The sequence below is a fragment of the Streptomyces actuosus genome, from assembly GCF_016921115.1.
Lineage (GTDB): Bacteria > Actinomycetota > Actinomycetes > Streptomycetales > Streptomycetaceae > Streptomyces > Streptomyces actuosus_A.
The window spans coordinates 1-25,314 of record NZ_JAFFZS010000050.1; the positions used below are offsets into that span (position 1 = coordinate 1).

The following is a 25,314-nucleotide window of genomic DNA, read 5'->3' on the forward strand; positions in this document are numbered from 1 at the left end:
GTGGTCGTCGCCGTGAGCGTCCTGGCGCTCGGAATGGCGGTGATCTGGCGGAGAGCTGAGCGTGCAAGGCGCCGGCTTGACTGATCTGATCGCTCAACCGGTCCACAACTATTGACAATTACTCCGGCATCGGCCCACCCCGCGTCACTCGTGAGGTCCGCGGCCACGAAACTCAACGCTTCGCCGTTCACCATCCCGGCGTCGCCGAGCTGCGCCCGGACCTCGGGCTCGCGGCCGAGGCCGCGCACGGTCGTGCGCACCCGGTAGCCCTGCTCCAGCAGGTGCAGGATGCAGTGTCCGGCGATGAAGCCGGACCCGCCGGTGACGAGGACGCGTGGCCGCGACGCGGGCGTGGCCGCAGCTCCCGGGGGCGATGGTGTGGTCGTCATGCTCGGTCCTTTCGTACTCGCCCAGCGCGCTGGGCCGTTGACGACTGTTCGGGCTGCCGTCGGGCGGCCGGGGCCGGGGCCCGCGCGCCGGTGGACGGGGCCGCGCCCGGCCCTACCGCGGGGACACGGCCGGCGACGGGACACGGGGACTCCGGCCGCCGGGTGTGCAGGGGGACACCGGCGTCGGCGACGGGCCTCGCCGTCAGCAGCCGCGGGTCGCCCGGTCGGGTCCGGCACCCGGAGGGGGCGGCGGATGTCCCTGTCGCTGTCATGCCTCCACGATGGGCACGGACGACGGGAACAGGCAGTGGCCCCGTCTTCCTGGGACTGCGGGTACCAGGCGCGAGGTGAGGCACCTGGGACAGACTGTCCCGCATGGCGAGGACGGAACTCGGCGCGGCCCTGCGCCGCTGGCGCGACCAGGTCACGCCCGAGACGGTGGGTCTTCCCACCGGCGGCAACCGGCGCGCGGCGGGGCTGCGGCGCGAAGAGCTGGCCCAGCTGGCCGGTATCTCCGTCGACTATGTCACCCGCCTCGAACAGGGCCGGGCCACGAGCCCGTCCGCGCAGGTCGTCGAAGCCCTCGCCCGGGCCCTGCGACTCACCGGCGGCCGGCGCGCCCATCTCTTCCAGCTCGCCGGTCTCGTTCCCCCGGGCCCGGAGCAGGTCCCCGCGTACATCACGCCCGGCGTCCAGCGGTTGCTGGACCGACTCACCGGGACACCCGTCGCGGTCTTCGACGCCGCGTGGACCCAGCTCCTCGCCAACCCCCTGTACACGGCACTGATGGGGGAATGGCACGGCGACGACCTCAACGCCGTGTGGCGCAACTTCCTCGGCGCCGGCACCCGCGTGCGCCACACCCCCGAATCCCTGGGCGCGCTGCGTGCCGCGCAGGTCGCCGACCTGCGCGGCACAGCGGGCCGCTACCCGTCCGATCGGCGCCTGCAGCGTCTTGTCTCCCGACTGCGCCTCAGGAGCGCCGCGTTCGACGAACTCTGGGAATCCGGCGTCGTCGGCCGGCACCAGTCCGCCCGCAAGACCGTCGACCACCCCGAGGTCGGCGCGGTCACCCTGGACTGCGACGTGCTCGTCGCCGTCGACAACGACCTGCGGATCATGATCTACACAGCCGAACCCGGCAGCCGGGACGCCGAACGCCTCGCGCTCCTCGCCGTCACAGGGATCCAGGCCCTCACCTGACGGCCGGCACCCCTCCGGCCACGGTCACACTGCCGGCCCTCGCCGCGCTCGCACAGACCGGACCGGCGGGGCCCACGGCGACCCGCACCGACCCGGGACCGGCCGCCTGCGCGTGCGGCCGTCGCCACCGGCCCGACGGATGCCGCCCCCGTCACCCCTCGGCGCGGGCCCGGTGCGCGGCGGATGCCGCACGGCACTCCGAGCGCGTCGGGACCGCTCTCCGGCCCGCACGCAGACCTCCCGGGACGGCGCAGACGGGCTCCGGGGCCGAACGTGGTGGCCCTCCGTGACGGCACGGCCACGATCGGTCCCGTGTCGACGCCACCTGCACCGAATCCGATTTCTTACTTTATGAGAGGGTAGATCCCTTGTAGGAAACGGTCCGAGGTGGCGCGGCCGGTACGCATCACCCGCACGACACGAGCCGCCACCCACGCACCGCGCGCGGCAGGAGGGGCGATGGACTACTGGCTGATCTGGCTCGTCGTCGCCGCCGTGCTGGCCGTGGCGGAGATCTTCACGCTCACCGCCGCACTGGGACTGCTGGGCGGAGCCGCACTGCTCACCGCGGGTTTCGCGGCGGTCGGGCTGCCCGCACCGCTGCAACTCCTGGTGTTCACGATCGTCTCCGCCGGCGCCGTGCTCTTCGTCCGACCGGTCGTACTGCGCCACACGATGCGGCCTCCGACAGCACGGTTCGGCGTGGAGGCGCTGGTCGGAAAGAGCGCGTACGTGGTCTCGGAGGTGACGGGTACGAGCGGCAGGGTCCGCATCGGCGGCGAGGAATGGACAGCCCGCGCCTACGACGAGGCACTGGTGATTCCTCCCGGAGCAACGGTCGACGTCATCGAGATCAGCGGGGCCACCGCCCTCGTGTACCCCCGGGAGTGACCATGGAGTTCTCGGCCGTCCTCGTCGCCGCACTGATCGTGGCGCTCCTCGCCGTCTTCACGGTGCTGCGGGCGGTACGCATCGTGCCCCAGGCCCGCGCCCGCAACGTCGAACGGCTCGGCCGCTACCACCGCACCCTGACTCCGGGCCTCAACGTCGTCATCCCGTACATCGACCGCGTCTACCCGGTGATCGACCTGCGTGAACAGGTCGTGTCGTTCAGACCGCAGCCGGTGATCACGGAGGACAACCTGGTCGTGGAGATCGACTCGGTGCTCTACTTCCAGGTCACCGACCCACGGGCCGCCGCGTACGAGATCGCGAGCTACCTGCAGGCGGTCGAGCAGCTGACCGTCACCACGTTGCGCAACGTGGTGGGATCGATGGACCTGGAGAAGGTGCTCACGTCACGCGACTCCATCAACACCCAGCTCCGCGGCGTGCTCGACGAGGCGACCGGCAAGTGGGGGCTGAGGGTGAACCGGGTGGAGATCAAGGCCATCGACCCCCCGCAGTCGATCAAGGACGCGATGGAGAAGCAGATGCGGGCCGAACGCGACAAGCGAGCCGCGATCCTCGGGGCGGAGGGGCAGCGCCAGTCGCAGGTGCTCACCGCCGAGGGGGACAAGCAGGCCGCCGTCCTGCGCGCGGAGGGCAACCGCACCGCGGCGATCCTCACGGCCGAGGGACAGTCGCGGGCCATCGACGAGGTCTTCCAGGCCGTGCACCGCAACGACCCCGACCCCAAGCTCCTCGCCTACCAGTACATGCAGATGCTGCCCCAGCTCGCCCAGGGCCCGGGCAACACCTTCTGGGTGATCCCCAGCGAGGTCACCTCCGCACTCGACGGCGTGTCCCGCGCGTTCAGCGAGGTCCTGCCCCAGTCGCCGGCCACACGCCGGCAGACCCCCCACGACAAGGCCGTCCAGGCCGCCGACGACGACGCGGCACGGGCCGCGGAGGCAGCCGCGGAGGCCGTCGCCGACGCCGCCGCTGCCGACAACGCCTCCGGCCCGGTCACTCCCGAACCCCGCGCCGACGACGACTGAACCGGGACGAGCCGAGCATCACCGCCCGTGCGACTCCAGATGCTCCAACTGGCACCGCATGACCGCCCGACCCCCCAGAGGTCTCCTCAGCACTGACTCTTCGATGACAAAGCTGATGGTGGGCTGTGGCATGCGAGCGAAGGTCTCTTGCCCGGCGAGGCGGGCCGCCACCCGCTCCTCGATGACCTCCCGTGCGAGCAACGGCCGCCACATGGTGAACACCGCTCTCGCGTACTCCACGGACTGGAGCAGTCCCGGCACAGCCTTGGTCGCGTACAGGTGCAGCTCAACCGCCTCCCCCTCCAACCGCGCCGCATCCCGGAGCCCGGGCCTCCTTGCCGGTGATGCGCAGGGTCGCCCCGTCGGGCCGCCCGACCACGAGGGTGCGCTGAGGGACCCGGCCGGCCACACCTGCACCAGCGCAGCGACGAACGAACCGGAGCTCAGCGGCAGCCCGACGGTCTCGGCGGACGGGCCGCCGTTGTCACCGACCCCCGCCAGGCTGTCGGGTTCGGGCAGCGAGGACGACACGCTGGTCGAGCGGTTCCTCGCAGCCGAGCCCGTGCGCCTTCCCGCGCTCCCCACGAAGCCACCGAAGCCGCCCGTCGTTGAGCGAGAGCCCGGCGTCGGCCGGTGCCGGCCCCTCGCACTGGCTGTACAGAGCCTCTTCGGCGGCAAGCAGAAGGGCCCGGGCGGCCGGGGCTCCGCCCTCCAGGTCGTAGATCACTGGCTGGTTGATCAGTGAATTGAGGTCGCCGCGCTTCTCAGGGGAAACGGCGAGGCTCCTCCGGCCGGTACGTGGCGGCGCATCGGAAACACGCGCGAGCGAACCGTCAGGTCGCAGGGCCTTTGCTGTGGATTCCGGATTCGCCGCGCACTCCGCATGATGCACCGCGGGGAAGATCCGCAACTCACCACTGCCGAACAAAACCCTGGTTCAGGCCTTTCATTCGGGGTTTCCAGCCAGACCCCACCGCTCGGTCGGCCTCACATGATCGCCACCACTTGTCGATCAGACGGGTCCGCGTATTTCGATCACCGATCGTTTCCTGTGCGCTCTTGCCCGCGCCTCCCTCCGCCATCACGCGCGCCGACATCACGGCATGCATCCGGGTGTCGTGGCGGTTTGCGCACGCTCTCGGACGTGCCGTCGAAAAACGGGTGCGATCAAGCCATGTACCTCGCCGTCCGGGTCGGTCCCCCCGCTCGGGCCGGGCAGCCCCGGCGGCGCGCCGCAGTACACGAGCACCGGGGCGTGATCGCCCAACCGGGCTACTGCGTAGGCCCGTTGAGGCTCACGGAGCGCCACTGGGCAGAAGTCGTGCCCGAGGGCGGGCCGACCTGCGGAAGTGCGGGGCAGCGCCGAAGAATCCACAGGTGATCAATGGCTCCGCGGATCCGGCTGGAAAGCTTCAGCACAAATTGCACACATCCCCTCTACATACTGGCCCCGATGGTCTAGATTGACCGTGCTTCAGCTGTTCGGACGGCAGGCAACCATTAATGATCTATCGGTCCGGCGCTACGGAAACGCGGCATTCGCTGCGTCGGCGCCAGACGTGGGGGTGATCAATTCATGGAGCCCCGAGAGGGGGCCTCGGGTGCGGGGAGCACCTGAGGTTTCGACGGGTTCCAGCACACCTCGGGAGTCCGACAGGACATGCGAGTCCGCTGCCGCCGGGGTGGGTTGTTCAAGTAGCTCTGAAAGAGCCGGGACGTCATGCCCGGGGGGCCTCCCGAGGGACGGAACAGAGCGGGGGCGAGGGCCTTCCCGGGGGGAGAAAACAGTGTTGGGCGAACACGTCGAGCCACTGGGGACCTGGGGGGTTCTGTGGGGCAAGGGGGACTAGTCAGCCCGTTTCCGTCGGCGCGCGGGCGTCTGGCGGACGGGGCTATCAGCCAGCCCGCGAGCGATTGGGAGCAGCGGTACCGACGTACCGTGATCACCAGCGACACCGTGGCCACCGCCGTCGTGGTGGCCGGGATCGGCAACTTCTTCGGGGCCCGGGACGCGGCCAACTGGCACGAGAAGTGGGGAATTCTCGCCTTCGGCACCGAGCTGCTGGTGCTGGGGACACTTGCGGTGAGCCGGTCGTGGGCGCCGGCCGTACTCGGCCAGGGCGCCGAGGAGTTCCGCCGGCTCGGACGCTCACTGTTCACGGCGACCGTCGTGCTGGCACTCGGCGGGATCGCCCTGACCTCGCGCAACATCAAGCTCTGGATCTTCGTCGCGATCCCCGCGATCGCGCTCACCACCATGACCGCGCGGTACGTGCTGCGCCTCTGGCTGCACAAACAGCGGAAGGAAGGACGCTGCCTGAGACCGGTGCTCGCTGCCGGAAGCCCGGCCACCGTGCGCGACCTGATCACCCGAACCCGCAAGTTCCCGCACCTCGGTTGGCGGGTGGACGCGGTGTGCACGACGGACGGCGTCGGGCTCGACGACGACCAACTGGACGGAGTGCCGGTCGTCGGCCGGCTGTCGGACGTCGCCAAACACGTCCACCACGACGGCTACCGGGTCGTCGCGGTCACACCGGACCCGCACTGGTCACCGGACCGCCTGCAGCGGCTGGCCTGGAATCTGGAGGGCAGCGACGCCGAGATGGTCGTGGCCCCCGTGCTGATGGAGGTGGCCGGCCCCCGGCTGCACATCGACGCGGTGCTGGGGATCCCGCTGCTGCGGGTCAGCATGCCGACCTTCACCGGAGGCCGCCGGGCGGTCAAAGGCGTCGTCGACCGGTTGGGCTCGGCGATCCTGCTGCTGTTGTTCGCGCCGCTGATGGTGTTCGTCGGGCTGCTCGTGATGGTGGACAGCCGGGGCGGGGCGTTCTACCGCCAGCGCAGGGTCGGCAAGGACGGCCGCGAGTTCACCATTCTCAAGTTCCGCACCATGGTCGCCGGCGCCGACCGGGCGCGTGCCGAACTGGCCGACCGCAACGAGGGTGCCGGCCCGCTGTTCAAACTGCGCCGGGACCCGCGGGTGACCCGGGTGGGGGCAGTGCTGCGCCGCTACTCGATCGACGAGCTCCCGCAGCTCTTCAACGTGCTCGCAGGCTCGATGTCGCTGGTCGGTCCCCGGCCTCCGCTGCCCGAGGAGTCGGCCGCGTACGGCCCGGACATCCGGCGGCGGTTGCTGGTCAAGCCCGGACTCACCGGCCTGTGGCAGATCAGCGGACGCAGCGACCTGCCGTGGGAGGAGGCGGTACGGCTGGACCTTCGGTACGTGGAGGACTGGTCGCTCGCCCTGGACACAGTGATCTTGTGGAAGACGCTGCGTGCGGTGTTCTACGGGCAGGGGGCCTACTGATGCGCGGGGGGCTGCGACTCGGCGGTCCCGCCGGCGCGCGGACCGCAGGCCGAAAGGGCCTGTCTGGGGGGAGGAACGAGCCATGAGGATCAGCGTTTTCGGACTCGGCTACGTGGGCTGCGTATCGGCCGCCTGCCTGGCCGGCATGGGCCACGAGGTCATCGGCGTGGACGTGAACCAGGTGAAGGTCGACCTGGTCAACGACGGCAAGGCCCCGGTGGTCGAGGAACGCATCGGCGACCTCATCGCCGAGGTCGTGCGGACCGGATCGCTGCGCGCCACGAGCGACGTCCGCGAGGCGGTCATGGGCAGCGACGTGTCGCTGGTCTGCGTGGGCACGCCGTCGGAGCCCAACGGCAGCCTGTGCACCACGTACTTGGAGCGGGTCACCGAGCAGATCGGCACCGCCCTGGCGGATCACGGCGGGCAGGGCGGCCGGCACACCGTCGTGTTCCGCAGCACCATGCTCCCGGGCACCTGCCTGAACCTGCTGGTACCGATCCTGGAGAAGTCCGTCGGCGGCACGGCCGGGGTGGACATCGGGGTCGCGGTCAACCCGGAGTTCCTGCGCGAGGGCACGAGCGTGCGGGACTTCTTCGACCCGCCCAAGACCGTCATCGGCGAACTCGACCCGGCGAGCGGCGACACGGTGCTGGCGCTGTACGAAGGCCTGCCCGGCGAGGTGTTCCGGGTGCCGGTCCCGACGGCCGAGGCCATCAAGTACGCGGACAACGCGTTCCACGGCCTCAAGATCGGCTTCGCGAACGAGCTGGGTGCGGTGTGCCAGGCACTCGGGGTGGACTCGCACCAGGTGATGGACGTGTTCCTGGCCGACCGCAAGCTGAACATCAGCCCCGCCTACCTGCGGCCCGGCTTCGCCTTCGGCGGCTCCTGCCTGCCCAAGGACCTGCGCAGCCTGGTCCACGCGGCGCAGCGGGCCGATGTCTCGGTGCCCATCCTCTCCCACGTGCTGCCGTCCAACTCCGACCATCTGCAACGTGCGGTGGAGCTGGTCGAGCGCACCGGCAAGCGCCGGGCGGGTCTGTTCGGGCTGTCCTTCAAACCCGGCACCGACGACCTCCGCGAGAGCCCTCTCGTCGAGCTGGCGGAGCGGCTCTTCGGCAAGGGGTACGACCTGAAGATCTACGACGCCAACGTGAGCCTCTCCCGGCTGCTCGGCGCCAACCGCGAGTACATCGAGACCCGGCTGCCGCACCTCGCGCAGCTGCTCGCGGATTCCGTCGACGAGGTGCTCGAACACGCCGAGGTCTGCCTGGTCGGGACCAGGGACCCGGCCGTGCTGTCGGCGCTGCCCCATGGCGACGGCCCGCTGATCGTCGATCTCATCCGCCTTCCCGACGCCGAAACGCGCCTGACAGAACCGGGGTACATGGGCCTTGCTTGGTGACACGACCAACGACGACCGGACGGACCGGCGTGCGCTGATCCTCGTGGAGAACCTGTCGGTGCCGTTCGACCGCCGGGTGTGGCAGGAATGCACGACGCTGCGCGACGCGGGCTGGACGGTGCACGTCGTCTGTCCCCGGGGGAGCAAGCGGGACACGGAGCCGGAGGCGGAGATCGACGGGGTGCGGATCCACCGCTACCCGCTGCGCGCGGCCACCGGGGGGCCGGCCGGCTACCTGCGGGAGTACGGATCGGCGTTGTGGCACACGGTCCGGCTGGCCCGCAAGGTCGGCAGGGTCGACGTGGTCCACGCCTGCAACCCGCCCGATCTGCTGTTCCTGCCCGCGCTGTGGCTGAAGCGGCGCGGAGCACGGTTCGTCTTCGATCAGCACGACCTGGTCCCCGAGCTGTACCTGTCCCGGTTCGACCGCGGCAAGGACCTGCTCTACCGCGCCGTGTGCGCCCTGGAACGCCGGACCTACCGGGCCGCGGACATCGTGCTCGCCACGAACGAGAGCTACCGGGACGTCGCGGTGCGCCGCGGCGGCCGGCGGCCGGAGGACGTCTTCGTGGTGCGCAGCGCGCCCGACACCGACCGGTTCCGCCCCGTACCGCCCGAGCCGGAGCTGAAGCGCGGCAAGCCTCATCTGCTGTGCTACCTCGGCGTCATGGGTCCGCAGGACGGCGTCGACTACGCCTTGCGGGCCCTCGCGAAGCTGCGTGACGAGTTCGGACGGACCGACTGGCACGCGGTGTTCGTCGGTGCCGGCGACACCTTCGACGCGATGGTGGAGCTGTCCCGGCGGCTCGGGCTCTCGGAGCAGGTGGAGTTCACCGGGCGCGTCCCGGACGCCGACCTGGTGCGCTACCTGTCCACCGCGGACGTGTGCCTCTCCCCCGACCCGCGCAATCCGCTCAACGACGTGTCGACCATGAACAAGGTCCTCGAATACATGGTGATGGGCCGGCCGATCGTCTCGTTCGACCTCCGGGAGGCTCGCGTCTCCGCCGGTGACGCCGCCGTCTACGCGCCCGCCGACGACGAGGCCGAGTTCGCCGGGCTCGTCGCGCGGCTGATGGACGACCCGGAACAGCGGGCCCGGATGGGCAAGATCGGCCAGGAGAGGATCAACGGGCCGCTCTCCTGGCGGAACTCCCAGCGATCGCTGCTCGCCGCCTACGACGCCGCCTGCCGTGACCGCGCTCCCGTGTCGGTGGGGCGCCGTGCCGGGCGGAGAGGAGGCCGCTCCATTGAGCGATGACACGATACGCCTGGTCACGATCGGGCGGATCCTCCGTCGGCGCTGGCGGCTGCTCGCGGTCCTCACCGTGGTGGGTGCCCTCGTCGGCTTCGGCACCTCGCTGGTGTTCCCGCCGCGCTACACGACGTCGGCGTCGGTCCTGCTGCCGGGGGCGTGGGAGGAACGCGAGCTGCTGACGCAGACGGAGATCGCCACCAGTTCGGTGGTGCTCGACCGCGCGGCCGCCTCGCTCGGCTGGACCGGGGTCAGCGGCAGAGAGCTGCGGGACCGGGTGAGCGCCGAGGCCGCCGACGGGAACATCATCAAGATCTCGGGCACGGCCGAGACCCCGGAGCGCGCGCAGAAGCTCTCCGACCAGGTGGCCCAGCAGTTCGTCGCCTTCGCCGCGCGGATCGCGGGCGACACCACCGACCCGGAGACGACGTCGGGACCCGAGGCGCTGCGGCAGATGGTGGTGCAGACCAGCCGCCGCATCACGGAACTGGCCGACGCGGCCGATCCGGGGCAGACCGTGGAGAGCGTGCAGGGCCGCACCGACCTCGAGAAACTGCGCACCGCGCTGCAGGAGGCCTTGGACAAGCTGGACCAGGCCGACCCGGCTGCGAACAAGGCCAACATGGTGGTCATGGGGTCGGCGGCCCGGCCGACCGGCGAGGCACCGCCGACGAGGATGCAGCTCGTCGTCGCCGGGGCGCTGCTGTTCTTCCTGCTCGCGGTCATCGGCCATCTCACCGCCGCACGGATGAGCCGCCGGCTGCGCACCGAACCGGAGATCGCGGCGGCGCTGGGCTCGGCGCTGCTGGGCACCGTCGACGTACCCGCCGAACAGCTCGCGGACCGGCCCGAGGGCGGTGGCACGCGGGCCCGGATCCGCCGGCTGCTGGGCGTCGACGTCCGGTGGGACGTCCCGGCTCCGCAGGCGTCCGGCGACGAGGCCGGCCGGCGGATCCGCTACCGGCGGGTGTACGCCCGCCTGCGGGACCGGCTGCCGGACGCCCGGCGGCTGCTGGTCGTCGTCCCGGACGGCGACGAGATCGCCCGCCGGGCCGCCGGGCAGCTCGCCGCCGAGGCCGAGAGCGAGCCTTCCCCCGGGTCCTCCGGCAAGGGACACCCCCTGCTGCGGGTGGTGGAGGTCCCGGTGTCCCAACCGCTGGTGCCGGACCGCGACGACGAGTCCGGTGCCCTGGTCGTGCTCAGCGCGGGCAGCTGGACCGCGGGGGAGCTCACCGGCATCGCCGAGGCGTGCGCGGACGCCGATCACGAGGTGGTCGGCATCGTCCTCGCCGGCATGGTCCGGGCCCTGCCGGCGCGGTCCGCAGGCCGCACTCGGGATGCCGCCACGCCGGCGCTCGCGATCGGCGACCACGCCACGGGAGGTTCAGGGTGACGACGAGTACGACAGCGGAGTCGCCGGCCCCGGCCCCGCTGCTGGACCTGCAGGCACTGGTGGTGGCGGTGCGGAGGCGGCGCCGCCTCTGGAGTTCCTTGGCGCTGCTGGGGCTGCTGGCCGGCGCCGCGGTGGCGGTCCTGCTGCCGCCGCCGCCGACCGCGGTGACCGAGGTGCTGGTCGCGCATCAGGCGGACCAGCCGAACGACCCCGGAACACTGATCCGCACCGACGTCGCGCTGCTGCACACGACACGCATCGCCGGCAACGCCCTGAGGTCCCTGAAGTCCCCGGAAGAACCGGAGGACTTCATGAAGGACTACCAGGGGCTCGGTCTGACCAACAACCTGCTGCAGATCACGGTGACGGGTGCCAGCGACGCGGAAGCGGTGGCCCGTGCCGAGGCGCTGGCCGACGCGTTCGTCGCGGACCACGTGAAGCGGATACGGGAAGCCGCGAACGCCGAGGCCACGTCCCTGCTCGACCAGCGTGACCGCATGCGGGACGAACTCGCCCAGGTCAACAAGGCGATCGGGGACGCATCACCGGACAGCGGGCCGAAGGCGTCGGCGAACATGGAGTCGCTCTTCGCCCGCCGGGCGGAACTCACCTCGCGGATCACCGATTTCGGCCAGCGCGCCGCGGAGGCGCGCGTCGGTACGCCCCAGCTCGTCGCCGGCACACAGATCGTGGACGCCCCGCACGCGGTGCGGCGCTCGTTGCCCAGGACCGCCGCCACCGATGCCGCGATCGGGCTCGTCCTCGGGCTGGTCCTCGGGCTCGCGGTGGCCGCGGTCGGCTCGGTGGTGGCGGACCGCCCCGTGCTGCGCCGGGACATCGCGGCGAACCTCGGCGCCTCGGTCATCGCGGAGCTGCCCCGCCGGTCGGGCAGGCTGTGGCGGCGCCGCCGGATCCGGGCGGCACGGACGAGGCTCACCACGTCCCTGGCCCGCACCGTGCGGGACTCCGCGGAACCGGTGTCGCTGCTGGAACTGGGGTGTGCGCGCAGCGCGGGCACGATCGCCCTGGACGTCGCCCGGGCACTGGCCGCGGAGGAGCCAGTGGTCGTCGTCGACGCTCTGCCCGGGCTGCTGCTCGCCGACCGCCGCCCGAAGCCCGGAGACCCGACCGTGGTCGGCGGCGAGCGTGCCGCGTCCGAGCCGTATCCGGAGCGCCGGCTCGGCGTCGGCTCGGTCGCGCCCGGCACGGCGTGGACCGACCTGCAGTACCTCGGCACCCGGACCGTGCTCGTCGTACGGGCCGGGCACGGCAGCGCCGCATGGCTGCACACCGTGGCACGGCAACTCGCGGACCAGCACATTCCGGTGATCGGTGTGGTGCTGATCGACCCCGATCCGCGCGACCGGACCGACGGCACGCTGTGGGACGGGCTCGACACCGCGCTGCGCGGCCAGAGCGAGCGGGCGGCCCGGCAGAACGGGACGGGCCGGCGGCGGACGGAGCGGGTGCCGCTGTGGGCGGCACGGATCCCGGACAGCGACCAGGAGGCACGGTAGGACATGTGTGGCATCGCAGGCACGTACCGGTGGCCGGACGGGAAGGCCGTGACCGACCGGCTCACCGATACCCTCGCCCACCGCGGTCCGGACGGCGCGGGCCGGTACAGCCACCGGGCCGGTGACGGCGAAGTGCACCTCGGGCACCGCCGGCTGGCCATCATCGACCTGTCCGACACCGGGGCCCAGCCGATGGCCTCGGGCGGCCTCGTCCTGACGTACAACGGCGAGCTGTACAACGCGCCCGAGCTGCGTGCCGAACTGGCAGCGGCAGGCGTGCGCTTCCGCGGAACCTCCGACACCGAGGTGCTGCTGGAGGCCTGGCGGCGCTGGGGCACGGACTGCCTGCCCCGGCTGCGCGGCATGTTCGCCTTCGGGATCTTCGACGAGCGAACCGGTGACCTGGTGCTCGCCCGCGACCAGCTCGGCATCAAGCCGCTGTTCCTGCTCCGGCGCGGCGAGGGCCTGGTGTTCGCCTCCGAGCTCAAGGCGCTCTCGGCCGCGACCGGCGGTTCGCTGGAGGTGGACCCCGCGGCGCTGGTCGCCTCGCTGCTGTACTACTGGGTGCCGGACTCGCGGTGTGCGTTGCGCGAGGCGGAGAAGCTGCCGCCGGGAAGCTGGCTGAGGTGCCGGCCCGACGGCCGGGTGGAGCGCGGCCGGTACTGGAACCTGAGGGACGTCGCCTCCGAGGGCCGGGAACGGGCCCGGGCCGGCGAACAGCCGGACCTCGCAGCCGTCGTCGAGGAGTCGACCCGGCGTCACCTGCTCGCCGACGTGCCCGTGGCGACCTTCCTGTCCGGCGGCCTCGACTCCAGCTACCTGACCGCGCTGGCGGCCCGCCACCAGCCCGGGATCTCCGCCTACACGATCGGGTTCCGCGCCGAGGACGCCAGGTTCGAGGCGATGCCGGACGACCTGCGCTACGCCCGCCAGGTCGCCGAGCGGTTCGGCGTCGACCTGCAGGAGATCGAGATCGCTCCGAACGTGCTCGACCTGCTGCCGCGGATGACCTACCACCTGGACGAACCGATCGGCGACCCCGCCGCGATCAACACGTTCCTGATCTGCTCGGCCGCCCGGGAGGCCGGGGTCAAGGTGATGCTCTCGGGCATGGGCGCGGACGAGCTGTTCGCCGGCTACCGCAAGCACCTGGCCAACCTGCTCGCGCTGCGCTACCAGCGCATCCCGCGGCCCCTGCGACGCGGCCTGTCCGGGGCCGTGGACCGGCTGCCGGTCGCCACGGCCCGCCGGGGGTACCGGTCGGTGCGGTTCGCGAAGCGGTTCCTGTCCTTCGCCGACCTGCCGGAGGAGACCGCGTTCCGGCGCAGCTACACCATGTACGACCGGCAGGAGCTGCTCGACCTGGTCGATCCGGACCTGGCCGGGACGGTCGAGGACGTGCTGACCGAGCATGCGGACGTCTACCGGGACAACGACCTCGACGACTTCGTCAACCGCATGTGCCTGGGAGACACCCGGATGTTCCTGCCGGGGCTGAACCTCACGTACACGGACCGGTCGAGCATGGCCGCGTCGACCGAGGTGCGGGTGCCGTACGTGGACGTCGAGGTGGTCGAGGCGGCGTTCGCCGTCCCCGGCGAACGCAAGATCGTCGGACGGCAGGGCAAGGCCGTCCTGAAGGAGGCGGCCACCTCGATCCTGCCACGGGAGATCGTCTATCGGCCGAAGGGCCTGTTCAGCGCCCCTCTGCGGGCCTGGATGAGCCGGGATCTGGCACCGCTGGTGCGCGAGGTGGTGCAGGACGGCGTGCTCGTCGGTTCCGGGCTCCTGCGCCGCGACGCGCTGGAGCGCATGGTCGCCGAGGACGCCGCCGGGCAGCGGGACTTCTCCAAGCATCTGTGGCATGTGCTGACCCTCGAGTACTGGTACCGCGACGCGACCTCCGCATCCGGCCGGAGCGCTCGCTCGGCGGCGTAGAACACGGCTCAGAATCAAGGGGACTTCTGGTGAAACAGGTTGTTCAGAACTACAAGAGCGGCGAGCTGGCGGTGCTCGACGTGCCGGTACCGGGGTGCAAGCCGGGCGGTGTGCTGGTCCGCACCGCCTACTCGCTGATCTCCACCGGCACCGAACTGATGAAGGTGTCCGAGGCCGGCATGTCGATGCTGGGCAAGGCCCGCTCCCGGCCGGACCAGGTGGCCAAGGTCATGCAGAGCGTGGCCACCAACGGAGTGCCCGCCACCTACCGCAAGGTGATGGGCAAGCTGGACTCCTACACGCCGCTGGGCTACTCGCTGTGCGGGGTGGTGGAGCAGGTCGGCGCCGGGATCGACGACGTGAAGGTCGGCGACCTCGTGGCCTGCGCCGGCAACGAGCACGCGTTGCACGCCGAGCTGAACTGGGTGCCGAAGAACCTCTACGCCCCGCTGCCGGACGGTCTCGCGCCGCGGCACGCGGCCTTCGGGACCGTCGGGTCGATCGCGTTGCAGGGCGTGCGCCGCGGCGAGTCGCAGCTCGGCGACGTGGCCCTGGTCATCGGACTCGGGCTGATCGGGCAGCTGGTGGTGCAGCTGCTCGCTGCCTCGGGGGTCCGCGTCCTCGGGGTCGACCCCGACCCGGTGCGCTGCGAACTCGCCGAGCGCCTGGGCGCCGCGGCCTGCGGCGATCCCGCGTCCGCAGCGGTGGAAGCCGCCGTCGCCGAACTCACCGGCGGTCACGGCGTGGACCAGGTGTACCTGGCCGCCGGAGGCGGCAGCAACCAGCCCGTCGAGCTGGCCGCCCGGCTCTGCCGGGACCGCGGCCGGGTCGTCGACATCGGCAAATGCCGCCTGGACCTGCCGTGGAACGCTTACTACGAGAAGGAGCTCGACGTCAGGTTCTCCCGCAGTTACGGCCCCGGGCGCTACGACCCGGAGTACGAGCTCCAGGGGCGGGACTACCCGATCGGCTACGTGCGCTGGACCGAGCGCCGCAATCTGGCGTGCTTCATCGATCTCGTCGCCCGCGGCAGCGTCGACGTGGAGCCCCTGGTCTCCCACATCGCCGACTTCGACGACGCCGTCGAGACGTACCGGCGTCTGAAGGACGGCGACCTGAAGGCCGTGGCCGTGCTGTTCCGGTACCCCGAGCACACGGGAGAGGCGGAGGCCCCGGAGGTGGACGTCCCCGCGGTGCGCCGCGGCACCGCGGCGCCCGCCCCGGCGCGGCCCGCCAAGGCGCCGGTGCGGCTCGCGTTCGTCGGCGCGGGCAACTACGCGACGTCGATGCTGCTGCCGCATCTGGCGCAGCGCGACGGCGTCGAGTTGTCCACGGTCGTCACCACGACGGCACTGTCCGCGGCCAACGCGAAACGGAAGTTCGGCTTCAAGGAGGCGACCACCGACCTCGACGCCGCGCTCGGCGACCCGGCCGTCGACGCGGTGTTCGTGGTCACCCGGCACAGTTCGCACGCCGAACTGACCCGGAAGGCGCTGCTGGCCGGCAAGGCCGTGTTCGTGGAGAAGCCGTTGGCGCTCACCGAGGACGAACTGGCCGGCGTGCTCGCGGCGGTGGAGGAGTCCGGGAACGACCGGCTGCAGGTGGGTTTCAACCGCCGGTTCGCCCCGCTGTTGCAGGAGGCCAGGGAGCGGTTCGGCGTCCGGAGCGGTCCGGCGAGCCTGCGCTACCTGGTCAACGCGGGCCGCCTGCAGCACGGAAGCTGGTACCTCCAGCAGAGCGCCGAGGGGTCACGGTTCGCCGGCGAGGGCGGGCACTTCATCGACACGGCGAGCTGGCTGCTCGGGGCCGACCCGGTCTCGGTGTACGCGGTCGCCACTTCCGGCAACGAGGACCTGCAGGTCGTGCTGCACTACCCGGACGGGTCCACCGCCACCGTCAGCTACGTCACCACCGGCCCGGCGGGCTTCCCGAAGGAGACGCTGGACCTGGTCGCGGACGGCCGCGCGCTGCGGCTCGACGACTTCGTCCGTGCCGCCGTCTACGACGGCCGCCGCAAGCGGTGGGTCGGTTCGCGGCTGCCCAGGGCCCGGGACAAGGGCCAGTCCGCCGAACTGGCCACGTTCATCAGGGCCGTGCGGACCGGTGGGCCGATGCCGGTGCCGCTTCAGTCGCTGGCCGCCACCACGGCGGCCACCCTCGCCGTGCAGGCCGGCCTGGCCGGCGGCGCGCCGGTGACGTTGGCGAGAGCGCGATGACTGTGAGCTCGGGGAGTGCGGGCTGGTACCTGCGGCGGCTGTCCCGGATGGGTCCGCGAGAGGTCGGCGGCCGGGTGGGCGACGCGGTGCGCAGGCGGCGGTGGCGCTCCGCGCGGCCGGACTGCCCGAGCGTGACCGGCGCCCGTTTCACCGCGGTACTGCCCGCAGGGACGATCGCCGCGGTGCCACCGGACGCCGCGAAGCGCCTGATCGCCGAGGCGGACCGGCTGATGGCCGGGCACGCCGAGTTCTTCGGCGTGGTCCGCGACGACCTGGCCGACCCGGACTGGTGGTACGACCCGAAGACCGGCCGCCGGGCGCCGTGGGGCTACGCCTTCGACGTGCCGTACCGGAACGAGGAAGCCGTCGGGGACATCAAGCAGATCTGGGAGCCGTCCCGGCACCAGTACCTCACCGTGCTCGCCGCCGCCTACGCGATCACCGGGGACGAGCGGTACGCCGAGCGCGTGGCCGAGCACCTGCGGTCGTGGTGGGCTGCCAACGCGCCGCTGCGCGGAGTGCACTGGACCAGCGGCATCGAGCTGGGGATCAGGCTGCTGTCCTGGGTGTGGATCCGCCGGCTGCTGGACGGCTGGCCGGGTGCGGCCGGGCTGTTCGAGGGCAACCCGGTGGCGCGGAACCAGATCTGGCACCACCAGCGCTGGCTGGCCGCCTTCCCCAGCCGGGGGTCCTCGGCGAACAACCACATCATCGCCGAGGCCGCCGGGCAGTTCGCCGCGGCCTGCGCGTTCGGGTGGTTCCCCTCCTCGGCGCGCTGGCGGGCCGACGCGTTGGGGTCCCTGGAGCGGCATCTGCGGAGCAACACCTTCGGCTCCGGCCTCAACCGCGAGCTGGCCAGCGAGTATCACGGACTGGTGCTGGAGCTCGCTCTGGCCGCGGTGGCCGAGGCCGATGCCGCCGGCGTGCCGGTCCCCGCGTCGATCCGGCTGGTGCTCCTGCGGATGACCGACGCGCTCGCGGCCGTCGTGGACAACCGGCTGCGGCCGCCGCGCCAGGGCGACGCGGACGACGGGCACGGCCTGGTCGTGGACGGCGCGGGCACCGACCGTTGGGCCTCGCTGCTGGCCACCGGGGACGCCGTGTTCGGTCGGCTCGGCTGGTGGCCGACGGTGACCGGCACCGATGTGCGCACCCCGCTGCTGGCCGGGCTCATCCGGCCCACCGCACCGGCCGTGTCCCGCCCGGCAGGCCGACCGGCCCATTTCGCCGATGCGGGCATGACCATCCTGCGCGGTCCGGCGGAGATCTGGTGCCGCTGCGACGGTGGTCCGCACGGGTTCCTGTCCATCGCCGCGCACGCCCACGCCGACGCGCTGTCCCTGGAGGTCCGGCACGACGGGGTCGACGTGCTCGCCGACCCGGGAACGTTCTGCTACCACGGGCAGCCCGAGTGGCGGCAGTACTTCCGGTCGACCCTCGGCCACAACACCCTGCAGGTGGACGGCGCCGACCAGTCCGTCTCCGGAGGCCCGTTCCTGTGGACCCGGCAGGCCCGCAGCCGCGTCCTGGTCGCGGACACCGCGGACCCCTCCGACGGGGGGACGGCCCGCTGGTGCGCCGAGCACGACGGCTACCGGCCCACCGTGCACCGCCGCCGGGTGGAACTGACGGCCGCGAGCCGGGAGCTGAGGGTGGTCGACGAGGTGCGCGGCCCGCGCCGGCCGGTGCGGCTGGCGTTCCATCTCGGCCCGGCGATCGCCGCGGACCTCGCGGGGAACCGGGCGGTGCTCACGTGGACCCGGGACGGCGAGGACCGCTCCGCGGCACTCGAGCTGCCCGAGCAGTTGTCCTGGCGGGCGCATCGGGGCGAGAGCGACCCGCCGCTGGGCTGGTACTCCGCCGGCTTCGGGCGCAAGGAACCGGCCACCACGCTGGTCGGCACGGGCTTGGCCGACGGCACGGGGGAGTTCACGACCGTGCTCGGGTTCCGCGGCTAGGAGTGGGGAGGACACGTGGGGATCAAGTGGCGGTACCCGGCACTGCCGGCGGCACTGCTGGCGCTGGCTCTGACGGCGGCGACCGGCTGCGACAGCACGCCGGACGCACGGCCGAAGCCGACCGCCGCGCCGCCCGCGTCCGTGGCCCGGGTGTGCGCCGAGCCCCCGGCCGGGCCGGCGAAGGCGCCGGCGGGCGCGGTCACGGTCGACCCCGCGGTGCCCGGTGATCTGGCCGTGAAGACCAAGAACAGCCCCCCGAACACCACGTTCTGGCTTCGGCCGGGCACCCACAGGCTGGAACCGGACCGCTACGCCCAGGTCCTCCCCAAGGAGGGGGACACCTACCTCGGCGCGCCCGGCGCGGTGCTCGATGGCCGCAGGACCAACCAGTACGCGTTCGGAGGCACCGCCCGCAACGTCACCCTCCGCCACCTGACCGTGCAGGGGTTCGTCGCGCCGCACAACGAGGGCGTGGTCAACCACGACTCGGCCGACGGGTGGGTGATCGAGCACGCGACGATCCAGAACAACTCCGGCGCCGGGTTGATGGCGGGTGCCCACCAGCAGGTCCGCGACAGCTGCCTGCGCGCCAACGGCCAGTACGGGATGAACGCGTACAAGGCCTCCGGCGTCATCAGCGGCCTGGTGGTCGAGGGCAACGAGATCGTGGGCAACAACAGGGACGACTGGGAGCGGCGGCAGCCGGGCTGCGGCTGCGCCGGCGGAGTCAAGTTCTGGGCCGTCGACGGCGCCGACGTACGCGGCAACTGGGTGCACGACAACCACGGCCCCGGGCTGTGGGCGGACACCAACAACAACGACTTCCGCATCGAGGACAACGTGCTGGAGGCCAACGACGGCGCCGCTCTGATCTACGAGGCCAGCTACAACGCGGTCATCCGGAAGAACACGATGCGGAGGAACAACTGGGTCGAGGGCCGCAGGCATGCCGACCGCGGCGACAGCTTCCCGTTCGCGACGGTCTACCTGTCCGAGTCCGGCGGCGAACCACGGGTCGAAGCCCGCACGCACAAGATCGAGATCTACCGGAACGTGCTGGAGAACAACTGGTCCGGAATCACCCTGTGGGAGAACGCCGACCGGTTCTGCAACAGCCCGGCCAACACCTCGTCCGGCACCTGCACGTTGTTGGTGAAGAACACCGCCCGCTGTGTGCAGCCGGCCATCGCCACCGCACCGCTCTACGCCGACTGCCGGTGGAAGACCCAGTGGGTGGACATCCACGACAACCGGTTCGTGCTGGACAAGTCCGTCGTCGACTGCACGGTGCAGTGCGACCGCATGGCGGTGCTGGCCAACTACGGCACCTATCCGGACTGGTCGCCGTACCAGGGCGAGCGGGTGGCCGAGGCGATCACCCGCACGCAGCACAACCGCTGGCACGACAACGTCTACGTCGGACCATGGACGTTCGTCGCCCACGACCCGAGCCGGACACTCGACCCCGGTCAGTGGCAGGGCACGCCGTACCAGCAGGACGCGGGCAGCACCTTCCGCGCACGGGACGGTGGTTGAGATGCGCACCGACCACACGCCGAAGATCGTCGGGACGGCCTGGGGGCTGCTGATCCTCAACACGCTCGGCTCCGCCGGGGCGAAGACCATCGTCCCGCTGCCCCGCTCCCTCATCCAGATGGCCACCATGGGCGCGCTGGTCGCCGCGTTCGCGCTGGCGCTCATCGTCAATCTCCGGCTGCGCGTCCGGCCCAGCGCCTACCTGCTCCTGCTCACCCTGCTGCTGGTGCCGAGCCTGCTCTCCAGCGTGAACCTGGAGTCCGGGTTCGGCGCGCTGTTCCGCTGCGCCCGGCTGGCTCTGTTCATCGGCACGCTGTGGCTGCTCAGCCGCTGGTGGGACGGCGGCACGACGTTCGTCCGACACCACATCCGGATCTATTTCATGGTCCTCGGGACAGTGGCCGCCGGTGCGATCGTCTCACCCGGCGCCGCCATGCCCGACCTCTACGGCGGGCGGCTCGTCGGCGCGTTGTGGCCGCTGACCCCGCCGCAGATCGGGCAGTACGCCGCGGTGATCATCGGGCTCGCCGTACTGCTCGTTCTGGGACATCGGACCGACCGGCGCAGCGCGGCGCTGGTCGTCGTGCCCTCACTCGTGCTGCTGGCACTGACCCACACCCGGACGGCCACGATCGGCCTGCTCGTCGGGCTGGCGCTGGCGATCGGCTCGCTCATCCTGACCAGCACCGCCGCCCGCCGGTTCTTCACCCGGGCGGTGGTGTGCGCCGCCGTGGCCGCGGTGGTGTTCGGCTCCGCGCTGCAGGCGTGGTTCCTGCGCGGACAGAGCCAGGAGAACTTCACCAGCCTCACCGGCCGGGCCAAGGTCTGGGACGCCCTGCTGGCAGCACCCCGGACGACCTCGGAGTACCTGTTCGGGGTGGGCCTGGGCGACAAGTCGTTCGGCGGGCTGCCGATCGACAACAGCTGGCTGGCCGTCTACAACGAGCAGGGGTTGACCGGCGTCGCCCTGGTGGCGGCGTTCGTCATCGTGCTGGGCGGGGTCGCGTTGCTGCGGCCACCGTCGCTGGAGAGGGCCTGCGCGATCTTCCTGATCAGCTACTGCGCGATCGCGTCGTACACCGAGGCCGGGCTGGGCGACGCCTCGCCGTATCTGCTGCATCTGGCCGTGGCCGCCTCGCTGCTGGCGGCACCCGCCACGGCCACGGCCCTCCCGACGCCCGACGTTCCTCGACGACGCGCCCCGCGACGGGCCCGTGGATCGGAGGTGACCTGAGCATGCACGTCCTCGTGGTGCACAACCGCTACGCCTCGGCGCAGCCGAGCGGGGAGAACAAGGTCGTCGACCAGGAGGTGGCGCTGCTGCGCGGGGCCGGCCACCGGGTCGAGGTGTTCGAGCGGCACAGCGACGACATCGCCACCCGGTCCCTGCTGGGCAAGGCGGCGATACCGCTGCTGGTGCCGTGGAATCCGGCGGTCCGCACGGAGCTCGCCGCCCGGCTGCGCACCGGGCGCCCGGACGTGGTGCACGTCCACAACGTCTTCCCGCTCCTGTCGCCGGCGGTACTGGCCGCCTGCGCCGACGCCGGCGTGCCCGCCGTCGCCACCCTGCACAACTACACCCAGGTCTGCCCGCCCGGCACGCTGCAGCGGGACGGCCGGCCGTGCACCGAGTGCGTCGGGTCCACGCCGCTGCCCGCCGTCCGGCACGGCTGCTACCGGAGCTCCCGGCTGGCGACGGTCCCGCTCGCGGTCAGCCTGTCGGTCAACCGGCGGCGGTGGTGGTCCGGCGTGGAGCGGTTCTTCTGCATCTCCGCGGCGCAGCGCGACGTCCTGGTGCGGGCCGGCATGCCGGCCGAGCGCCTGGCGGTGAAGCACAACTTCGTGCCCGAACCGGGCACCCTGCGAGCGGGCGCCGGCGAGCATCTGCTCTATCTGGGCCGGCTCGCCGAGGCCAAGGGCGTGCGACTGCTCATGACCGCGTGGGACGAGATCGCCGCCGACGGCGGTGTGGGCGTGCCGCTCGTGGTCGCCGGCACGGGGCCACTGGAGCAGGAGGTGGCCGCCTGGGCGGCGGGCCGGGACGACGTGCGCTACGTCGGCCTGTACGACACGGCGGAGTGCCGGCGCGCGATCGCGCGGTCGGTCGCCGTGGTGGCCCCGTCCACATGGCTGGAGGCGTTCGGGCTGGTCGTCGTGGAGGCGATGGCGGCGGGGGTGCCGGTCGTCGCCGCCGGTCACGGCGCCTTCGTCGAGCTCGTCGAGGACGGGGTGACCGGGCTGCTGCACCGGCCGGGCGAGTCCGCCTCGCTCGTGTCCTGCCTGCGCCGGATCACGGCCGAGGGGGCCGGCAACCGGGAGATGGGCCAGGCGGCCCGGCGCCGTTACGAACAGGACTTCAGCCCGGCCGTCGGGCTGGAGCGCCTGGTGGATGGCTACCGCACCGCGATCGCGGGTCGGTCCGGCGGCGGGGACGGCCCGCCACCGGTTGGGGACGAACACACTGGCTCGCGGCGGGGGCAGCCGCGCGAGCGGGATGGGGGCAGTAGATGACACGATGCCGACTCTGCGGCTCGACGGCGCTGGCGAGCGTCGTCGATCTCGGGGCGACGCCGCCGTGCGAGAGCTTTCTCGCCGCGGACCAACTGGACCAGCCGGAGCCGACGTACCCGCTGCACCTGCGGGTCTGCACCGACTGCTGGCTCGCGCAGATCCCTCCGCTGATCACGCCGGAGGAGACGTTCACGCAGTACGCCTACTTCTCCTCGTACTCGACCTCCTGGGTGGAGCACGCCCGCACCTTCGTCGCCGACGCCGTCGAGCGGCTGGACCTCGGCAGCGACGCCTTCGTGGTCGAGGTCGCGAGCAACGACGGGTACCTGCTGAAGCACATGGTGGCCCGCGGGATCCGTTGCCTCGGCATCGAGCCCTCGGTGAACGTCGGCGCCGCAGCGCGCGACGCGGGCGTGCCCACGCTCACGGAGTTCCTCGACCCGGACACGGGCGCCGGCGTCCGCGCCGAGCACGGCCCGGCGGACCTGGTCGTGGCCAACAACGTGTACGCGCACATCCCCGACGTGGTCGGGTTCACCCGGGGGCTGCGCGCCCTGGTCGCCGACGACGGCTGGGTCTCCATCGAGGTGCAGCACCTGCTGACCCTGATCGAGGAGAACCAGTACGACACGATCTACCACGAGCACTTCCAGTACTACACGGTCGCGTCCGCGATCCGGGCGCTGGCGAGCGGTGGGCTCACGCTCGTGGACGTCGAGCTGCTGCCCACGCACGGCGGCTCCATCCGGCTGTGGGCCCGGCCGACCGAGGTGGCCGGCGAGCCGGGCAACGGGGCCTCCCCCGCACGAGCGATGTCGAGCGCTTGGGGAAACGTGGCCGACGTGCTGGACCGGGAGAAGGCCGCCGGGCTGCAGGAGCTGTCCGGGTACACCGAGTTCTCGGCCCGGGTCGCCAAGGTACGCCGGGACCTGCTGCGGTTCCTCGTCGAGGCGGCGGAGCGCGGCGAGACGGTCGTCGGCTACGGCGCCCCGGGCAAGGGCAACACCCTGCTCAACCACTGCGGCATCCGGCCCGACCTGCTCCCGTACACCGTCGACCGCAACCCCTACAAGCACGGCAGGTTCACCCCGGGCACCCGCATCCCGATCCTGCCGCCCGAGCGGATAGCCGCCGACCGGCCGGACTACGTCCTCGTCCTCCCGTGGAACCTGCGGGCCGAACTGGTCGAGCAGTTGTCGTTCGTGCACGACTGGGGCGGCCGACTCGTCTTCCCCATTCCGGAACTGAGCATTGTCGAGGTCAAGGCATGAAGGTCGTACTGTTCTGCGGCGGCTACGGGCTGCGCATGCGCAACGGAGCCTCCGACGACATGCCCAAGCCGATGGCGATGGTCGGCCCGCGGCCCCTGATCTGGCATGTCATGCGCTACTACGCGCACTTCGGGCACAAGGAGTTCATCCTGTGTCTCGGGTACGGGGCCCACCACATCAAGGACTTCTTCCTCAACTACGAGGAGACGACGTCCAACGACTTCGTGCTGCGGGGCGGGCGGACCGAGTTGCTGTCCACCGACATCGCCTCCTGGACGATCACGTTCGTGCAGACCGGCATCGAGTCACCGATCGGGGAGCGGCTGCGCCGGGTGCGGCACCATCTGGACGGCGACGAGATGTTCCTCGCCAACTACGCCGACGTGCTCACCGACGCCCCGCTGCCGGAGATGATCGACCGGTTCGCCCGGCGCGACGCCGGGGCGTCCATGATGGTGGTGCCGCCGCAGTCCTCGTTCCACTGCGTGGACCTGGGCGACGACGGCCTGGTGGGCGGCATCACCGCGGTGAGCGACATGCCGCTGTGGGAGAACGGCGGCTACTTCGTCCTCCGCCAGGAGGTCTTCGACCACATCCCGGAGAACGGGGACCTGGTCGCCGACGGATGCGCCCAACTGGCCAAGCGCGGCCGGCTGGTGGCGCACCAGCACCGCGGCTTCTGGAAGCCGACCGACACCGTGAAGGAGCGCGCCGCGCTCGACGAGGCCTACGCCCGGGGCGACCGCCCGTGGGCCGTGTGGGAACGCAACGGCGCCGGGGCCCGCGCGACCGTCGGCGCCGACGGCTCCGGAGCGAGGGCGTGATCCGGCTCGGGGCCGGGCGCCTGGACCGGCTCGTCGCGGTGGGCGCGCACTGCGACGACATCGCCATCGGTGCCGGCGGCACACTGCTGACGCTGTGCCTGGCGCGGCCGGGCGTCCGCGTCGACGTGCTGGTGCTCTCCGGTGGCGGCAGCGAGCGGGAGCAGGAGGAGCAGGCCGCGCTCGCCGCCTTCTGCCCGGGTGCCGACCTGCGGCTGACCGTGCTCAAGCTGCCGGACGGCCGGCTGCCGGCGCGCTGGGAGGAGGCCAAGGCCGCGGTCGAGGAACTGCGCGGGCGGACCGAACCGGACGTGGTGCTGGCTCCGCGCACCGATGACGCGCACCAGGATCACCGCGGCCTGGCGAAGCTGGTGACCACCGCGTTCCGCGACCACCTCGTGCTCGGCTACGAGATCGTCAAGTGGGACGGCGATCTCGGCCGCCCGGCGGCGTACCAGCCGCTGTCGCAGGAGGTCGCCGAACGGAAGGTGCGGCTGCTGCAGGAGCACTACCCCTCGCAACGGCACCGGCCCTGGTACGACCGGGAGGCCTTCCTCGGGCTGGCCCGGATCCGCGGAATCGAAAGCCACGCGCGCTACGCGGAGGCGTTCGCCGTCACCAAACTCACTCTGAACCTGGGGGAATGAA

18 protein-coding genes and 1 pseudogene are annotated in these 25,314 nt (G+C 71.9%); 17 read left to right on the plus strand and 2 right to left on the minus strand.

Features of this window, described 5'->3' with window-relative positions:
• Positions 1–389: NAD-dependent epimerase/dehydratase family protein (locus JS756_RS33250; RefSeq protein ID WP_205386992.1), on the minus strand; the 389-nt coding region annotated here is incomplete at its 3' end.
• A 375-nt stretch (positions 390–764) separates the two neighbouring features.
• Here JS756_RS33250 and JS756_RS33255 point away from each other — a divergent pair.
• The 3 genes from JS756_RS33255 (at position 765) to JS756_RS33265 (ending at position 3,532) form a co-directional block, all read left to right on the plus strand.
• The gene (locus tag JS756_RS33255; protein WP_205386993.1) at positions 765–1,592 is read left to right on the plus strand and encodes a helix-turn-helix transcriptional regulator; all 828 of its coding nucleotides are present in this window, start codon (positions 765–767) and stop codon (positions 1,590–1,592) included.
• Positions 1,593–2,051: 459 nt separating this feature from the next.
• A complete protein-coding gene (locus JS756_RS33260) occupies positions 2,052–2,483 on the plus strand; it encodes an NfeD family protein (protein WP_205386994.1) in 432 nt (143 codons plus the stop codon).
• A 2-nt stretch (positions 2,484–2,485) separates the two neighbouring features.
• Positions 2,486–3,532, plus strand: coding sequence for an SPFH domain-containing protein (locus JS756_RS33265; RefSeq protein ID WP_205386995.1), 1,047 nt, complete (start codon positions 2,486–2,488; stop codon positions 3,530–3,532).
• 36 nt (positions 3,533–3,568) lie between these two features.
• Here the strand turns inward: JS756_RS33265 and JS756_RS37330 are convergent.
• A pseudogene (locus JS756_RS37330) lies at positions 3,569–3,853 on the minus strand (Scr1 family TA system antitoxin-like transcriptional regulator); the annotation flags it as partial.
• 1,510 nt (positions 3,854–5,363) lie between these two features.
• Here JS756_RS37330 and JS756_RS33275 point away from each other — a divergent pair.
• The 14 genes from JS756_RS33275 (at position 5,364) to JS756_RS33340 (ending at position 25,313) form a co-directional block, all read left to right on the plus strand.
• Positions 5,364–6,842, plus strand: coding sequence for a sugar transferase (locus JS756_RS33275; protein ID WP_205386997.1), 1,479 nt, complete (start codon positions 5,364–5,366; stop codon positions 6,840–6,842).
• An 82-nt stretch (positions 6,843–6,924) separates the two neighbouring features.
• Positions 6,925–8,250 carry a nucleotide sugar dehydrogenase gene (locus JS756_RS33280; RefSeq protein WP_205386998.1) on the plus strand — a complete coding sequence of 442 codons (1,326 nt, stop codon included), beginning with the start codon at positions 6,925–6,927 and terminating at the stop codon, positions 8,248–8,250.
• Entirely contained in the window at positions 8,240–9,511 is a 1,272-nt protein-coding gene (locus JS756_RS33285; protein ID WP_205386999.1) for a glycosyltransferase family 4 protein, read from the plus strand. The genes JS756_RS33280 and JS756_RS33285 overlap by 11 nt, the downstream gene beginning before the upstream one ends.
• Positions 9,501–10,898 carry a Wzz/FepE/Etk N-terminal domain-containing protein gene (locus JS756_RS33290; protein ID WP_205387000.1) on the plus strand — a complete coding sequence of 466 codons (1,398 nt, stop codon included), beginning with the start codon at positions 9,501–9,503 and terminating at the stop codon, positions 10,896–10,898. Before JS756_RS33285 ends, JS756_RS33290 begins: the two co-directional genes overlap by 11 nt.
• Positions 10,895–12,415, plus strand: coding sequence for a Wzz/FepE/Etk N-terminal domain-containing protein (locus JS756_RS33295; protein ID WP_205387001.1), 1,521 nt, complete (start codon positions 10,895–10,897; stop codon positions 12,413–12,415). Before JS756_RS33290 ends, JS756_RS33295 begins: the two co-directional genes overlap by 4 nt.
• A 3-nt stretch (positions 12,416–12,418) precedes the next feature.
• Positions 12,419–14,353, plus strand: coding sequence for an asparagine synthase (glutamine-hydrolyzing) (gene asnB / locus JS756_RS33300; protein WP_205387002.1), 1,935 nt, complete (start codon positions 12,419–12,421; stop codon positions 14,351–14,353).
• Between the two features lie 29 nt (positions 14,354–14,382).
• The gene (locus JS756_RS33305; RefSeq protein WP_205387003.1) at positions 14,383–16,569 is read left to right on the plus strand and encodes a bi-domain-containing oxidoreductase; all 2,187 of its coding nucleotides are present in this window, start codon (positions 14,383–14,385) and stop codon (positions 16,567–16,569) included.
• Positions 16,566–18,527 (plus strand): alginate lyase family protein, encoded by a 1,962-nt coding sequence (locus JS756_RS33310; protein WP_205387004.1) that lies wholly within the window; start codon positions 16,566–16,568, stop codon positions 18,525–18,527. The genes JS756_RS33305 and JS756_RS33310 overlap by 4 nt, the downstream gene beginning before the upstream one ends.
• Before the next feature lie 15 nt (positions 18,528–18,542).
• Positions 18,543–20,063, plus strand: a complete 1,521-nt coding sequence (locus JS756_RS33315; RefSeq protein WP_205387005.1) for a right-handed parallel beta-helix repeat-containing protein — start codon at positions 18,543–18,545, stop codon at positions 20,061–20,063.
• Between the two features lies 1 nt (position 20,064).
• Complete coding sequence (locus JS756_RS33320) at positions 20,065–21,297, plus strand: O-antigen ligase domain-containing protein (RefSeq protein WP_205387006.1); 1,233 nt, start codon at positions 20,065–20,067, stop codon at positions 21,295–21,297.
• 2 nt (positions 21,298–21,299) lie between these two features.
• Positions 21,300–22,574, plus strand: coding sequence for a glycosyltransferase (locus JS756_RS33325; protein ID WP_205387007.1), 1,275 nt, complete (start codon positions 21,300–21,302; stop codon positions 22,572–22,574).
• Complete coding sequence (locus tag JS756_RS33330; protein ID WP_205387008.1) at positions 22,571–23,845, plus strand: class I SAM-dependent methyltransferase; 1,275 nt, start codon at positions 22,571–22,573, stop codon at positions 23,843–23,845. The genes JS756_RS33325 and JS756_RS33330 overlap by 4 nt, the downstream gene beginning before the upstream one ends.
• Entirely contained in the window at positions 23,842–24,669 is an 828-nt protein-coding gene (locus tag JS756_RS33335; RefSeq protein ID WP_205387009.1) for a glycosyltransferase family protein, read from the plus strand. Before JS756_RS33330 ends, JS756_RS33335 begins: the two co-directional genes overlap by 4 nt.
• On the plus strand, positions 24,666–25,313 hold the full coding sequence (locus JS756_RS33340) for a PIG-L deacetylase family protein (RefSeq protein ID WP_205387010.1): 648 nt from the start codon (positions 24,666–24,668) through the stop codon (positions 25,311–25,313). The genes JS756_RS33335 and JS756_RS33340 overlap by 4 nt, the downstream gene beginning before the upstream one ends.
• The last annotated feature ends 1 nt before the right edge of the window (position 25,314 follow it).

Coding starts and splice junctions, on each gene's coding strand:
- JS756_RS33335 (WP_205387009.1), top strand. CDS start 23,842: ATGAAGGTCGTACTGTTCTGCGGCGGCTACGGGCTGCGCATGCGCAAC.
- JS756_RS33255 (WP_205386993.1), top strand. CDS start 765: ATGGCGAGGACGGAACTCGGCGCGGCCCTGCGCCGCTGGCGCGACCAG.
- JS756_RS33260 (WP_205386994.1), top strand. CDS start 2,052: ATGGACTACTGGCTGATCTGGCTCGTCGTCGCCGCCGTGCTGGCCGTG.
- JS756_RS33265 (WP_205386995.1), top strand. CDS start 2,486: ATGGAGTTCTCGGCCGTCCTCGTCGCCGCACTGATCGTGGCGCTCCTC.
- JS756_RS33320 (WP_205387006.1), top strand. CDS start 20,065: ATGCGCACCGACCACACGCCGAAGATCGTCGGGACGGCCTGGGGGCTG.
- JS756_RS33280 (WP_205386998.1), top strand. CDS start 6,925: ATGAGGATCAGCGTTTTCGGACTCGGCTACGTGGGCTGCGTATCGGCC.
- asnB (WP_205387002.1), top strand. CDS start 12,419: ATGTGTGGCATCGCAGGCACGTACCGGTGGCCGGACGGGAAGGCCGTG.
- JS756_RS33325 (WP_205387007.1), top strand. CDS start 21,300: ATGCACGTCCTCGTGGTGCACAACCGCTACGCCTCGGCGCAGCCGAGC.
- JS756_RS33330 (WP_205387008.1), top strand. CDS start 22,571: ATGACACGATGCCGACTCTGCGGCTCGACGGCGCTGGCGAGCGTCGTC.
- JS756_RS33310 (WP_205387004.1), top strand. CDS start 16,566: ATGACTGTGAGCTCGGGGAGTGCGGGCTGGTACCTGCGGCGGCTGTCC.